9 protein-coding genes are annotated in these 14,921 nt (G+C 40.5%); 5 read left to right on the top strand and 4 right to left on the bottom strand.

The genetic code is table 11. From position 1 onward, the window contains the following. The first annotated feature begins 40 nt into the window (after positions 1–40). The 3 genes from HPE56_RS17525 to HPE56_RS17515 are packed head-to-tail and all read left to right on the top strand — an operon-like array spanning position 41 to position 4,484. On the top strand, positions 41–1,285 hold the full coding sequence (locus HPE56_RS17525) for an efflux RND transporter periplasmic adaptor subunit (protein ID WP_188245053.1): 1,245 nt from the start codon (positions 41–43) through the stop codon (positions 1,283–1,285). Between the two features lie 51 nt (positions 1,286–1,336). Continuing rightward, on the top strand, positions 1,337–2,032 hold the full coding sequence (locus HPE56_RS17520) for an ABC transporter ATP-binding protein (RefSeq protein ID WP_188245052.1): 696 nt from the start codon (positions 1,337–1,339) through the stop codon (positions 2,030–2,032). A gap of 22 nt (positions 2,033–2,054) precedes the next feature. Continuing rightward, positions 2,055–4,484 carry an ABC transporter permease gene (locus tag HPE56_RS17515; protein WP_188245051.1) on the top strand — a complete coding sequence of 810 codons (2,430 nt, stop codon included), beginning with the start codon at positions 2,055–2,057 and terminating at the stop codon, positions 4,482–4,484. 133 nt (positions 4,485–4,617) lie between these two features. Here the strand turns inward: HPE56_RS17515 and HPE56_RS17510 are convergent, their stop codons facing one another. The 4 genes from HPE56_RS17510 to HPE56_RS17495 are packed head-to-tail and all read right to left on the bottom strand — an operon-like array spanning position 4,618 to position 9,517. Further along, complete coding sequence (locus HPE56_RS17510) at positions 4,618–6,678, bottom strand: glycoside hydrolase family 36 protein (RefSeq protein ID WP_188245050.1); 2,061 nt, start codon at positions 6,676–6,678, stop codon at positions 4,618–4,620. Beyond that, on the bottom strand, positions 6,671–7,744 hold the full coding sequence (locus HPE56_RS17505; RefSeq protein ID WP_188245049.1) for an amidohydrolase family protein: 1,074 nt from the start codon (positions 7,742–7,744) through the stop codon (positions 6,671–6,673). The genes HPE56_RS17510 and HPE56_RS17505 overlap by 8 nt, the downstream gene beginning before the upstream one ends. A 6-nt stretch (positions 7,745–7,750) precedes the next feature. Further along, the gene (locus tag HPE56_RS17500; RefSeq protein WP_188245048.1) at positions 7,751–8,569 is read right to left on the bottom strand and encodes a class II fructose-bisphosphate aldolase; all 819 of its coding nucleotides are present in this window, start codon (positions 8,567–8,569) and stop codon (positions 7,751–7,753) included. 3 nt (positions 8,570–8,572) lie between these two features. Next, positions 8,573–9,517 (bottom strand): carbohydrate kinase family protein, encoded by a 945-nt coding sequence (locus tag HPE56_RS17495; RefSeq protein WP_188245047.1) that lies wholly within the window; start codon positions 9,515–9,517, stop codon positions 8,573–8,575. 548 nt (positions 9,518–10,065) lie between these two features. On the opposite strand from HPE56_RS17495, the gene HPE56_RS17490 reads away from it, so the two are divergent. Together HPE56_RS17490 and HPE56_RS17485 are read left to right on the top strand one after the other, a co-directional pair. Then, entirely contained in the window at positions 10,066–13,161 is a 3,096-nt protein-coding gene (locus HPE56_RS17490) for a SusC/RagA family TonB-linked outer membrane protein (RefSeq protein ID WP_188245046.1), read from the top strand. 24 nt (positions 13,162–13,185) lie between these two features. Continuing rightward, positions 13,186–14,739 carry a RagB/SusD family nutrient uptake outer membrane protein gene (locus tag HPE56_RS17485; protein WP_188245045.1) on the top strand — a complete coding sequence of 518 codons (1,554 nt, stop codon included), beginning with the start codon at positions 13,186–13,188 and terminating at the stop codon, positions 14,737–14,739. Positions 14,740–14,921 lie beyond the last annotated feature (182 nt).

The following is a 14,921-nucleotide window of genomic DNA, read 5'->3' as shown; positions in this document are numbered from 1 at the left end:
GCATGATATACGCTAAGGATAAGTTGAAAAAATTACCTCAATGGACAGAAAGATTGAACATAAAAAAAATCCACTCAAACGCATACTCCTGTATACCCTACCTGCCATTGTACTATGCCTGCTTTTATGGTCGGCATTGGCCGCCGGCAACAAAGTAACGATTGACAGGGATAGGGTAAGTATAAAAACCGTGGTATATGATTCTTTTGAGGATATGGCCCTTTTCAACGGAAAGGTACAACCCCTGAACACCCTTCAAATAAACACTATTGAGAGTGGCACGGTCAAAAAGATACACGGGCAAAATGGTGCACTAATCAAAGAAGGGGAACTTTTACTGGAACTGTACAACCCCAATACCGAACTTAGTTATCTCACCCAGGAAACAGCGATAATCGAACAGATCAATAATCTCAGAAATACCCGTATATCGATTAAAAACCAACAAATGACCTTGGACAAGGACCTTATTCAAATGTCTTACAATTTCAACAATGCTGCACGACAATACCGTATGGACACCACATTGTACCGAAAAGGGGTAATATCAAAAAATGATTATCTAAAATCAAAGGAGACTTTCGAGTTCCAAGGGAAACAACAAGTGAATACTAAAAAATACATGCAAAATGAACAAAAGGATAGGGAAACCCAGTTGCGATTGATCAATGCCTCCATAGAAAAAATGGAGGAAAGTCTGGAGCAATTGCGAGAGAACAAAGAAAATTTCATTGTTAAAGCCCCTGCAACCGGATTATTATCGTCATTCAATCCGTTATTGGGAAAGAGCTATAATAAGGGGGAACTCATTGGAAAACTGGACATGCAGGATGGATACAAACTTTTGGTACGGGCCGACGAGTATTACTACAGCCAATTAAAAGAGGGGAAAATGGCCCTCTTGGAATTTAACGAGCAACAATATCATCTAAAGGTTGAAAAAGTGGTTGCTGAGGTCATCAATGGCAAATTCGATATTGAACTCGTTTTTGAGGATAAAGCTCCCGAAACCATACAACAAGGAATGACATTGCCCATTAAGATCTATTTATCCAATAAAAAGGAAAAGGCACTTTTGCTTCCCAAGGGTTCATTTTACCAATCATCGGGCGGACAATATGTTTTTGTATTAACCGATGACAGTACCGCGAAGAAGCGAAAAATAAGCATTGGAAAGGCCAATGCCAACTTTTACCAAGTACTGGAGGGCCTTGTCGAAGGCGACAGGGTAATCACCTCATCCTATGACGACTTCAAGGACAAAGATGTACTGGCATTAAACTAAGAAACCAAAAACAGCATAAAACATTCATCAATCAGTTAGAACCATTCAATTATGATACACCTTAAAAACTTAAGTAAAACCTACAGCACGGAGGAAGTAGAGACCACAGCCCTAAATGATATTTCCCTCGAAGTCAAAGAGGGTGAATTCCTGGCTATTATGGGGCCCTCGGGATGTGGAAAATCGACTTTATTGAACATTATAGGCCTCTTGGATTCCTTTGATTCGGGCAGCTATGCTTTTTTAGAAAAGGAAATGTTCGGATTAAAGGAAAGGGACCGTGCCCTGTTCAGAAAGCAGAACATTGGTTTTGTATTCCAGAATTTCAATTTAATCGACGAACTAAGTGTTTATGAAAATATTGAGCTGCCTCTGGTTTACAATAAAATTGGAAAGGCAGACCGAAAAGTCAGGGTTGAGGAAGCCATGGAACGTCTAAATATCTCACACAGAAGCAAACACTACCCACAACAGCTTTCAGGGGGCCAGCAACAACGCGTCGCCGTAGCCCGGGCATTGGTGAACAAACCCAGACTCATTTTGGCAGATGAGCCAACAGGTAACCTTGACAGTAAGAACGGCAATGAGGTTTTGGAATTAATGACTGAGCTAAACTCCCAAGGTGCTACTATCATCATGGTAACACACTCTAGTTACGACGCTGGGTTTTCAAGTAAAATCGTAACACTCCGTGATGGGATAGTCGTTGGAGAAAAAGTGAATCAACGTCAAATAGAAATCATCTAAATCAATCAAAAAACGAACAATCATGATTAATTCCTGGCTTAAGATCTTCCTAAGGAACCTAAAAAAAAGACCGCTCTACCCGCTCATCAATACCCTTGGACTTACCTTGGGAATCACTTGTTTTATCTTGGTCATTCTTTTTGTGAGCAAAGAATTGAGTTATGAAAAATGGAATCCTAACCTAGCGCATATTTACAGGCCCATTCGCCTATTCGACAATGGGGAGGTATGGACCACCTCACCGGGTATCATGGTAAAAACAGCCAAGGAACAACTCCCTGAATTGGAAGATGCCATGATGATGAATTGGATGGGAAGCATTCTCTTCAATTCCGATGGTAAAAAACTGATGAAAGGAGCCATGGGCACCACTCCCAATTTCTTTGATTTTTATCCTTATCCATTTAAATACGGGACAAAAGAGAACCTTTTCAAAAACGAGAATGAACTTGTCTTAAGTGATACATTCGCCTATGAACTATTTGGGGACACCAATCCTGTTGGCAAAACCATAGAGGCCCTTTTCAGGAACCAACCTATAACGTACCTCATAACCGGGGTGTATAAGACCAAAGGTTATCCCAGTGAAACCCAGCCTGCGATCTTAAAGTTGATAAAGAAGACCGACAATATGGATCATTGGGGCAATTTCAACTACACGGCCCTATTCAAGTTTCATCCCGGTACCGACATTGGGTCCTTCATTTCCAAATTCGATAAATTCTATGACGAAAACACCTATAAATCTTGGGGGATTTCTTGGGAAGAATACCTAAAAGGGAAGGAAGAGCGAATGTCCATAGAAAATTTAGGGGATATCCATTTGTTTTCAAAAGTCCATAAAGGCAAAGGGGCCAATACCATTTTCATTCTTTCCTTATTGGCATTCCTTATCCTGGTAATATCTTCGATCAACTTCATAAACCTGAGCATATCCGGTTCAACACAAAGGGCCAAGGAAGTTGCTGTTCGAAAAACACTGGGCACCAGTAAGACAAAAATCGTATTGCAGTTCATTTTTGAAGTCACCCTACAATGCCTGTTCGCCATCGTAATTTCTTTGGCCTTGGTAGAAATCCTTCTACCCTTGTTCAACAGCCTAATGAACTCCGAACTGGAAATCCTTGACCCGTACAACAAGTGGCTCTGGGCGTTAGGCATTATTGGGTTACTCGTTTTCATTGCCGGCATTTTTCCGGGGATATACCTTTCAAACTTCAATCCGGTAAAAGTGTTAAAAGGTAATTTCGGACGTTCAAAAAGCGGAAACACCCTCAAAAAGACCATGATTATATTCCAATTTTGTATTTCAGCGATCTTTCTGATTTCCGCATTCATCATAAAATCACAATTGGATTATATGAACAATAAGGATCTCGGGTTTCAAAAAGACCAAATGCTATTTGTACCCATTCAGAATGGGGGGGAAACCTGGAAAAAGATGGAAACATTCAAACAGGAACTCACCAAACTGAAAGGTGTTGAAAAGGTAGCCACGACCACAAGGCCCCCAGGCACCTATGCTGGAAATGGTTCAAACTCAAATGTTGATTACCGTGAAATAAGCTATCAGAGCGATATGCATTTTATCGATGCGGACTATTTTCCCACCATGGGTATAAAACTTTCTGAAGGAAAAAATTTCATTCAAGATTGGATGCAGACAGATCGATCAAAATTCACAATGGATTCGGATGGGGATACCTTACTCCTCAATGAAATCATTGTAAATAAAAAATTGGTGGACAAATTCGGATTTGAAAACCCTATTGGCACAGAGGTTTCCTATTGGGGCTATAAGGGCACCATTATTGGCGTGGTCGACAACTATATCTCCAAAGGGTTTGACGAAGGTGCCTACCCCGCTTTATACATGAACTATCTTAAAGGTGATGATGGGGATTGGGGCAAACCATCCTTTGTAATGATAAAATTGAACAACCAGGACGTGAAAACCACCTTGAACGAGATCGAAAAATTCTGGACGACACGTATCGAACCCCGTTTTCCGTTTAAATATGAGTTTCTTGACCAGAATTTTGCCGAACTATTCTCCCAACACGAACGCTTGGAAAAACTGGTAACCGGACTTTCAATACTGATGATTTTCATCTCATTGCTTGGGTTGTTCGCAATTGCCTCGCACACCGTACAACTGCGTTATAAGGAAGTGGCTATTAAAAAAACCTTGGGAGCCTCGGAAAAAGAGTTGGTGTTCGGACTTATCAAAGACTTTATTCTCATCACCATAATCGCCCTTATTATTGCCCTCCCTATCTCATTCTACCTATCGAATAGATGGCTGCAAGACTTTGCCTATCGTATCGATATTCCCATAGCCCCCTTTCTGATAGCCCCTATTGTCATGTTGACATTGACCATAGCCATCATTCTGGTGCAAGCGGTAAAAGCCCTGAAGTTGGACTTGGTCTCCCATCTCAAATATGAATAACATGGTTTTATTCAACAAAAAAGGGACGCAATAGGCGTCCCTTTTTATCGGTTTGGTTGGTTTTAAGGCAAAATACCTTCTTTTACAATATTGGTTTACATATTAACTTTTTCTTCAGGAACACACCCACGATTTATAACGGGGTTACGGCTATTAAAAGGAAATCCTTGAAGTTCACCTTTATGGAAGGTTTATCAGAAGAAACCGCTCCTAAATCTTTTTCATTAAAATAATCCCTGACACTATACGACGCCCCTTCCTTTAATCCCTTAAGAACGATTTCCCCATTCCAATCGCTATCATAGAAAGCATAGTAAAGGGTTTCCTCTTTTTGAATAACATGGGTTTCGGGCTTGTCATATCCCAAATCGTACAACTCCCCAAGATACTTTTCTTTCGAAAGCATTTTTTCATCATAGAGCGAGAACCACTTCTTCCATACTTTTTCTTTCTCAGGGGTCAATAAATAACTCGCCTCGGCATAAGGGTTGTCTTTGGGCCAAGTGAATTTAGTGCCTAGAACCGCCCCGATACCGAATGAACTTGCAAAATCGTTGGCGTTATCACTCAATTCCACATGATCCCCATAATAAGCCGTATTCGGAACCAAGGCCTTATATGTTTTTCCCTTGTGGCGCACTTGCCAGCTGGAAAGTGGATCGGATGAAACCGCTTGGTTCATGGATGCCATGTTAAAATAGGACATACATGTGCCACACGGACAGTTTTCAATCACGGCATGGGGTTTTATACTTCGGGCCTCATCATAGATCATTTGAAAGAAATCGGGCAGTTTTTCCGGAGCACTTTCCGGATCATCCAAATTATAGTCAGGAGCTACACAGTTCATGTGCTGTCCATCCATTTTCAAACCATCAAACCCCCAGTCTTCCATAAAAAGGTGTATGATTTTCTTCGTATGCTCAATGGTTTTATCATTTGCAGGTGAAAGGTAATAGGCATCCCACCATGTTATAAATTGGGGGGAACCATCTTTTTGCATAATCTGCATTTCAGGATTTTCCTTTAAGGCATTACTCCCGGGATCGGCAGCCAAGGGAGTCCACCAAATTTTTGCTTTCAAGCCCTGTTTATGAATAGCATCAACAAGACCTTTGATCTCTTGGTTTCCTTTTGGGAATTTTTGGGGATTTGCATCCCAATCACCTTCTGCAATTTGAAAGCCATCATCTAACACAGCCCATTTGATACCAAGCTCTTTTACTTTGGGAAGTGTCCCTACAATTTCATCGAGCGTAAACTTTCTTTCATAACCCCATGCGCACCATATCGACTCAAAGGCTGCCGGTTCGGCTTCCGCTATTTTGACCCCCTTGTCTTGCATAAGGTTGGAATACCTTGAGAGATTGGTGAAATAATCGCCCTTAGACACTGATATAAAGGTTTCCAGAGTTTCCAATGTTTCCCCTGATTTAAATACCGTACGCTCCTCAAAATCCTTGGAAACCCCAATATGGACATTACTATCGTTAGTCGGTAACTCTGTAGGAAGGTTCACTAGTTTCGGAACCATTGACAAATGCCCAACCGCTATATTGACATCTGGTCGCCATACCGAAGTTACAGGAATACCTCCCCCATAATCGCTATCATTCATACCCATGAAGTTTTTTTGATAAAACCCGGGTTCCAATGGCTTTATCCAATCGCTCCTATCGGTAGAGGAACTGCCCTGAAACGCCCAGAAAGCCGGCTCATCCCCTTGGGAGAGGATCTGATAGCCATTATTGCCCCATTCTTCAACGAAAACATCCGAATTCGATGTATTCGTGTATATGACCTTGGTCGTCAATAAATCCGGATATTTATCATAAGCGGTAATGATCAACTTTTTACCAACAGAGAGACCATTGTCGTTATAGACTCCGTTGACTACCCATTGTCGGCCTGTTAAATTCCCTTCGAGGGATGTTTCCGCTACACCTTCCACATTAAAATCAGTCAGCCCCTGTTTTGCAACCACCAATTGTTCTGATGATTGAAAATCATCCATTAAAGGTTTTGCTCCTTCAAGAGAAGCCGATAATCTCGTTTTTAAATTCCCATTTATTTCCAACGTCAGATTTCCCTGCTGAATAGTCAGTACAGTGGCATCTTTTTTCTGATTGTCACACGAGAACATAAAAATCAATAGGGGCACAAACACTAAGAGCCCTGTTTTCAGTCTATTCATAATTTCTGATTTTCTTTGCGTTTTCATAATATATCTTTTTTAATACCGCATCGGATAGCCCCAAACCATATAAGGACCAATGGTAACCGAACAATTCTTTGGCGTAGAAATGTTCATCCTCAGTCTCAAGGATCCTGAATGTTATTTCGTACATCGAGGCATCGAAACCCATATCGGTCCCGTACAACAACCTATCCTGGTATTTTTCATAAAAACTCTTGGTGTATCTTGGTACAGGTGCTGTTTCCGCATATCGGGCCGAAATGTCAGCATATAGATTGGGGTAGTGATCCAAAAGCTTGCCAAGGATACCCAGATCATAACTACAATTCGCAAAATGACACGCTATAAAAGTTGTTCCGGGATTAGCTTTTACCGCATTCTCCAAAGTACCAATGAGCTCTGAATGCAATAGCAGGTCCTTATTTGAGGTGTCTATTTGCCAATCGGCAGCATTCATAAGACCGTCATTGTAAACGTCTATAGGTTCGTACATCCAAATCGGTTCCGCAATATGGATATTGATAGGCATGCCCAGCTCACCACATTTTTCAAGAAGGGGCTTCATACGCTCATCGTCAATATGCATATCATATGCTGCTGTAGGTTTTGAATACAATAACCCTTCCCCCTTATCGCCGAGTTCCCCGATACCTCTAGCCCCTACCTCATAACATCGTTCCAATTCTTGAACAGCCTTCCCTGCCCAGCCTTTCTTAGCATACCCGGTATAGTCAAATCCACACCAAACTTCAAAACGGCCTTCGTATTTCGCATAGATATTGTAAACACTATCGAATGCCTTACCCGTAAGCTTGGTTAGGATTATCGTTTTTTCAATACCGAACTTGTCCATTGTCTTAACCCATTCCCCAATTTCTTCCTGACTTGTAGCATAAGCATGTGAATGCATATCGATCACGGGAAACTTGGCCTTTTCCAAAACCGTTTTATGGGTTTTGTAGATAGACTTCGGATTATAATCCTTCAGAAGAATATCCTCTTGCCCCATAACCACGGAAAAGACATTGACAATCAAAACAATGGATAAAAGTAGGGCGCGCATATTTGGTTATTTGATGTTTATCACATTCAACTTATTGGCAACCAAATTTTTTGCCTGTTCTGTTGCCTTGGGGAAAACTTCCCTTAAGTCTATATTATCGGTAGCCTTAAGTTCTGCTTGCAAGGTTTTCATGAAAATGTTCTTAATTTCAGTAGCCAGATTGATTTTAGTGATTCCGTTTTTAACAGCGGCTTGTAGCTGGTCATCCGGAATACCCGAACTACCGTGCAAAACAAGTGCGGCATCGGTAACGGCATTTATTTCCTTGATAAGGTCTACCTGTAATTTAGGCGTATTCTTATAAAATCCATGGGCAGAACCCACGGCTATCGCCAATGCATTGATACCGGTACTTTCAACAAATTGCTTGGCCTCTTCCGGCTGGGTATAGATCATTTTTTGATCCTGTCCCAGTTTTGAAATATAACCAAGTTCTGCCTCTACATTAATATCAAAGCTTGCCGCATATTTAACAATTTCGGATGTTATCCGTATGTTTTCCTCGAAAGGTTTTTCACTGGCATCGATCATCACCGAATCAAATCCTATATCGATACACTGTTTTACCAATTCGACATTTTGACCATGATCCAAATGCAACCAGGCAGTAACACCATACTGTTCCCTGGCACTCGTCGCCAGCGCTTTGGCTACACGAAGCCCCATATATTTTACAGAACTCTCCGATACTTGCAATATAAGTTCGGAATCTGTTTCCTTTGCTGCCATCAACACAGCGGAAAGGGTTTCAAAATTGTAGAAATTTGTAGCTAATAAAGCCTTTCCCTCTGTTTTGTTATGCGATAATTTCTGTTGTAATTTCATATATTATAATTGATATTTAAAAAGGTCAAAAGCAACTTTTTTTACGTTTTCCAGACTTTTAAAGGCACCCGTACCACCAGACGCGGTAGTATTAATAGCACCTGTGATATTTCCGAACTCGAGGCAATGCAACATACTGCCCCCTTTAAGGTATTCACTGATAAAACCGGCATCAAAACTATCACCGGCCCCAATGCAGTCAATGACATTGCTATTAAGGAATGCCGGTTGGGTGGTTAATTTTTCCCCATCCCAAAGGTGGGCCCCATTTTCACCATCCTTAATGATTATATAATTGGCATAGGATTTTACTTTATCCAATCCCGATTGGATGTCGGAACACTTTGTAAGATGTTTAAACTCCTCGGTATTGGGCATAAAGACATCCATATAAGGAAGAAGTTCTTCGAGATCCAGGTTCCATTTTTCCGTAGGATCCCATTGGGGATCCATGGAAGTGGTCAACCCCAAATTCTTTGCCCTTTTGAAAAGTTCCGAAATTTCACTTAATAGTCCGGTCTGCAAAAACACAGAGCTTAAATGAAGGTGTTTGGCCTTTTGCAATTGGGAATCTGTTATTTCGTCTAGGCTAAGATGCTCCATGGCACCAGGAAACGTAACATTCGCCCTATCCATGTCATAATTCATAACTATGGTCAGCCCTGTTTGGTATTCTTCCGACTGGATTATATTTTCGGTGTCAACCTTTTTTTCTTTAAGGGTGTTTATTACGGTTCTGGCGAAATCATCCTTACCGATCTTACCCAAGAAACCAACCTTATTCCCCAAGGAACTCAAATTACTGGCGAATATAGCAGAACTACTCCCTAGGGTCATAGTCATTTCCTTAGCGATTATTTCCTTTCCAACGACCGGAAAACCTTGGATTTTATCCAAAATGATATCGACATTCAATTCCCCTACCACTAAAACATCAAAAAACTTCATAATAGTTGTGTCCTTTATAAAACAATACGGCATCTAAGTTTTCATCTTAGCATACCTCCAAATCTATTTCATTAAATAAAGGTATCGGTATAAAAAATAGAAATACCAAAATTTAATAGTCCAAAAATAAGGATTGTATTTAATCTTTCAAAACCTTTCTATCAACTTTCTTTTACTTATTTTTTACTTATTTATAACCTGATATTTTATCAAATTAATTAAAAAATGATGAAATACACTCCGTTTATCATCAACCCTAACATCTTTTTCAATTTGTGTAATCCCGAATTATTCTTAATTTAAATTTTTATTATCTACTTTATTTTCAATGTTTTAAAACGGCATCATATATGAATATCCTACGAATTCACCATCTATTTTGGAGCGGATTTTCACTATTTCTTATCAATAAAACCCACACAAGTTTAAATTACATTTCGAAATTTTAAAAATAAGTTTGTGAAAGTATTTATGTTTTTATAGCTTTGTTATAATAATGTTAATTTTTTCAATAACTTATTTAAACTAATCCAAACAAACTTTTTAGTATGAAAAAAGAATTTTTAATCACTTCGCTTTTTGCCCTGTTCTTTTCGCTGGCAGGATTCGCGCAAGAAAAAACGATTACCGGAATGGTGACCTCGGAAGGTGTGCCCCTGCCGGGTGTCAATGTCTTGGTCAAAGGAACCAACAACGGTGTTTCATCCACGTTCGACGGGGACTATTCGATCACCGTTGACCAATCCAATGCCATCCTTGTATTTTCCTACCTAGGCTTTGAAACACAAGAGATTCCTGTAAAAGGAAGAACCACAATAGACGTTGCCATGCAAGAAAGTGCGGAAAGTCTTGATGAAGTAGTTGTTGTTGGTTTTGGAACACAAAAGCGGAAAGATTTGACCGGTGCTGTCGAAACGATTACTTCCGACGACATTACGAAAACCCCAAACACATCGTTGGACCAGGCGTTAGGAGGCCAGGTAGCGGGTGTTTATATTGCTAATCGCGGTGGTGATGCAGCCGCTCCGATAAATGTGAGAATCCGTGGTGTGGGTACCACCGGAAACAATCAACCTTTATTTGTTGTAGATGGTATTCCTTTAGTACAAACCTCCAACCAAACCGTAAATACAGGTTCAAATACCGAGAGTAACCCCTTAGCAACGTTAAATCCGAACGATATTGAATCGATCAACGTACTTAAAGATGCCTCTGCCGCAGCAATCTATGGTGCAAGGGCCGCAAACGGGGTTGTCATTATCACCACCAAAAGGGGGAAAAGTGGAAAAGCCAAAATAACGTATGACATATATACCACAACATCTACAAACAGAAAAAGATTTGATGTATTGAATACGGAGCAATACATTGCCTACCAAGCCGGTCTTGGCGAAGGGCACGATTTCTCCCAATTTAGTGGAAGTGATACTTATGATTGGCAAGACGCCATTTATAGAACAGGAAACACCATCAACCACAACCTTGGGGTTAGTGGTGGAACCGACAATGCCAATTATAGTATATCGGCAGGATATATAGAGCAAAGCGGTATTCAATTGTCCCAGAACTTTGAACGTTACAGTTTTTCGGCAAACTCGGATATTAAAGTCGGTGAACATTTTAAATTCGGGGAATCCTTCACTTTTGGTAGTACTGATAGATTAGTACAATCAGAACCAGGTGCTGCCGCATCATTCCTATCCGCTACCAATGTACCTTTCTTTTCTATCTACAATGAAGATGGAAGTTATACCTCTGCCAATTATGACACTGTAGGGGATGCCAGTTGGAATACAGGTGACAGACAGATTGTTGGACTCAATGATTTGGAAAACAACGAAACCCGCGTAAAAACAAATAGGATCCTTGGAAGTATCTATGGCCAAGTTGAATTTGTGAAAGGGTTAAAATATAAATTCACCGCCGGTTTGGATTACCAAGTTGGTGAGGGACAATGGTACCAAGGTAAATATGATTTCGGTGATGGGGAAGGAAATACCACTGGAACCGATCTTTTGGTAAAAGAAAGACCCATTGAAAAAACCGTCAATGTCTCAAACATTCTCACCTATGATACCTCTTTCGGAAAGAACACCTTATCCTTGCTATTGGGGCATGAAGAAACTAGGTTTCAATTCACAAAACTAAGAGGACAGGCTACCGATTTACTAAACAACACAGTGAAAATTGTAAACACCGGTGCCAATTCTGCAGCTAATGAAGAAGCGGATGAATGGGCAATCAGAGGATATTTAGGAAGAATAAACTACAATTATGATGGTAAGTATTTAGCTACCTTTAATTTAAGAAGGGACGAAACCTCGCGGTTTTCTTCCGATAATAGGGCAGATTACTTTCCTTCATTTGCCTTGGGCTGGCGATTGAGCCAAGAAAAATTCCTGGAAAACGTAGACAACCTGAACAACCTGAAGTTACGAGCGTCTTGGGGACAAGCCGGTAACCAATTCACAGGGGCCAATAACGCATATATAAGCCAATTGGGACTTACATCGGCTTATGTTCTTGGCGGTGACCAAACGGTCATCATTGCACCTGCATCAGTCGTACTGGCCAATCCGGCCCTAAAATGGGAGAAAAGTAATCAAACGAATATCGGTGCCGACGTAACCATGTTCGACAATAAACTGAATTTCTCCGTTGATTACTTCATGAAAGACACGAAAGACATTTTAGTCGGCGTTCCTTTTCCTGCAGTTACAGGTTTTGCACTTCCTACCGATGTCAATTTAGGGGAAATTAAAAATTCAGGTCTTGAATTTTCAGTGAACTACAACAATTCCTTAAGCGATGATTTCAGTTATGGAATCAGCGCCAATTTCTCAACCCTTAAGAATGAAGTGGCCGATCTAGGTGGATTTGAACTTCTATCAGGGGTCTTTGGTTCTCAAATCAGTAGAACGATCGAAGGGGAGTCCATGGCACATTTCTATGGTTATAAAACAGATGGTCTTTATCAAACAGATGCCGAAGCCGCTGCAGCCCTTCCCGATGAGGATTCCTTTGACGGTGCATCAGCAGGTGATATAAGATTTGTCGATGTCAACGGTGATGGGGAAATCACACCTGATGACAAAACCAACATAGGAAGTCCAATACCTTCTTTTTATTACGGACTTAATCTAAGTGCAAATTATAAGAATTTCGATTTCTCGATTTTCTTTCAAGGTGTTGGTGGCAACAAAGTTTATAATGCAGCCCGACAGGAATTGGAAAGCATGGAAGGATATTCAAACCAATCAACAGCCATATTGAAAAGATGGACTGGGGAAGGTACAAGCAACTCAATACCCCGACTAGATGCGGAAGGATCGAACAACAACAGCCGTTTCTCCGATCGCTGGGTCGAGAGTGGTGCCTACACCAGATTAAAAAATATTCAAATAGGATATAATTTCGACGCTGAAACTCTTAAAAACATTTTCAATGGTTTTGTTTCGAATATCAGATTATATGCTGGTGCCCAAAATTTAGCGGTATTCACCAAATACTCTGGTTTGGATCCTGAGGTTACCCGAGCCTTTAGTTTTCAAAAAGGGGAAAACAACCTATCAACGGGAGTTGATGACGGCTATGCTTCACCACAACCAGTTAGTATTCAATTTGGAGCAAGAATAAGTTTCTAATCAATCATAAATAGCGTAATTAATATGAAAATAATAAGTATCAATATAGCAAGAATACGTTCTTACAGTCTATTGGCATTAGTAGTGTTCTTATTTTCCTGTAACGAACTCGATTTACAGCCTTTGGATGCTGTCATTGAGGATAATTTCTTCAAGACAGAGGTTGATTTCAAAGGGGCGACCTTAGCTTCTTATTCATCTATTCAAAGTTTGTATGCCACCACAGAGGAAAACCTGTATGCGGCCAATGAATGGTGGAAACTCACGATTATGACAGAAGACGACATGTCCTGTGAAGTAGATTCAGACTTGTACGGTTATAATAAATTCAGATTCCTACCCGAAGATAATGCCTTATCCTTTATATACACGATTATTTATCAAGGCGTTTATAGGGCCAACAAGGTACTGGAAAAATTAGACGAAGAGAATGAGTTGACCGCAGAGGAAAAAGCACAGTACGAAGGGGAAGCCAAATTCTTAAGAGCTTGGTTTCACTTCCAGAGCTTTAAATTATGGGGAGGAAATGCTCCATTGATGGAAGCTACATTAACAGACTTCTCAAACCTGTCAGCACCTAACTCAACACCAGAGGCCACTATTGCCTTAATTCTTTCAGATCTTCAAACAGCGGCCAATAATTTGCCCGAATCCTGGGATGATTCCAATTTAGGCCGTGCTACATCATGGGCGGCAATTGCCTACATGGGAAAAGTAAACTTGTACAATGGAGACCCAATAGCCGCAATGCCCTTTTTCAAAAATGTGTATGAGCAAGGCCCTTATAGTTTAATGCCCGATTATGCCTCAGTGTTCGACTATGATTTCGAGAATAACCAAGAATCTATTTTTGAGGTTCAGTTTACGGGTAATTCAGATGACAATGGCTGGGTTCTAGATGATTTTCACTCCGAGAATTTTAAAGCGACCCAAGGGTATAACCGAGGATCGGACCAAGATATCGATGGCGGCGCCATCTATAGACCAACGGCCGAATATGCCATGGTATCCGATGCCGAAGACCCAAGGTATGCCGTAAATATTTACGGGGAGGGTGACATTTATTATGATGGCTACGGAGATAGTTTTGTAATCGAGGATATGTCAGAATTCTCAGATACCGGATATTTACTTAAAAAATACCGAGGTGAGAACATCGCCAAAATGGGGGCCACCAATGAAGTTGTTGATTACAACAATGAACGCCTTTTTAGATATGCCGATTTAATTTTATTGTACGCTGAGACTTTGATTGATTCCGATCCAGGATTGGCGACTGACCTCATCAATGAAGTAAGACTTCGATCTTACCCGGATGCAACACCGGTAGCTTACGGTTTAAGTGCAACTGAACTTACTGATGCCCTTAGGTTGGAAAGAAGATTGGAATTGGCTTTTGAAGGACAACGTTATTTCGACCTTGTTCGTTGGGGAATCGCAAATGAAACCTTTGACGCTTTGGATACTGGTACCAATGATAATCTTTGGGACAGTAAAACAGCCAATGGCCTGTTCCCAATACCACAAAGTGAAATAGAAAGAAGCCAAGGTGTATTAAACCAGCTTCCTGGATTATAACCAAAATTATGGTTCCAAAAAAATGTTAGTTTGAGTTTTTAATATAGGGTTAGGCATCTATTATACGATGCCTTTCTCTTTATTATACCCCCACTCCTTTTATAATATTCGCTTTTTATCAAAAAAAAAGCAAACCCAACTGAAGGAAGCTATGGTTTTTATTATGAAAATAGTTTAAGACC

It is taken from the genome of Maribacter aquimaris, from assembly GCF_014596745.1.
In the GTDB taxonomy this organism is placed as follows: domain Bacteria; phylum Bacteroidota; class Bacteroidia; order Flavobacteriales; family Flavobacteriaceae; genus Maribacter_A; species Maribacter_A aquimaris.
The sequence above is the reverse complement of the archived record's forward strand: the minus strand, read 5'-3'. Positions and strand labels throughout refer to the sequence as shown.

Excerpts from the sequence above, each read along its gene's own strand:
- HPE56_RS17525 (WP_188245053.1), top strand. The coding sequence starts at position 41 with ATGGACAGAAAGATTGAACATAAAAAAAATCCACTCAAACGCATACTC.
- HPE56_RS17520 (WP_188245052.1), top strand. The coding sequence starts at position 1,337 with ATGATACACCTTAAAAACTTAAGTAAAACCTACAGCACGGAGGAAGTA.
- HPE56_RS17515 (WP_188245051.1), top strand. The coding sequence starts at position 2,055 with ATGATTAATTCCTGGCTTAAGATCTTCCTAAGGAACCTAAAAAAAAGA.
- HPE56_RS17510 (WP_188245050.1), bottom strand. The coding sequence starts at position 6,678 with ATGAATAGACTGAAAACAGGGCTCTTAGTGTTTGTGCCCCTATTGATT.
- HPE56_RS17505 (WP_188245049.1), bottom strand. The coding sequence starts at position 7,744 with ATGCGCGCCCTACTTTTATCCATTGTTTTGATTGTCAATGTCTTTTCC.
- HPE56_RS17500 (WP_188245048.1), bottom strand. The coding sequence starts at position 8,569 with ATGAAATTACAACAGAAATTATCGCATAACAAAACAGAGGGAAAGGCT.
- HPE56_RS17495 (WP_188245047.1), bottom strand. The coding sequence starts at position 9,517 with ATGAAGTTTTTTGATGTTTTAGTGGTAGGGGAATTGAATGTCGATATC.
- HPE56_RS17490 (WP_188245046.1), top strand. The coding sequence starts at position 10,066 with ATGAAAAAAGAATTTTTAATCACTTCGCTTTTTGCCCTGTTCTTTTCG.
- HPE56_RS17485 (WP_188245045.1), top strand. The coding sequence starts at position 13,186 with ATGAAAATAATAAGTATCAATATAGCAAGAATACGTTCTTACAGTCTA.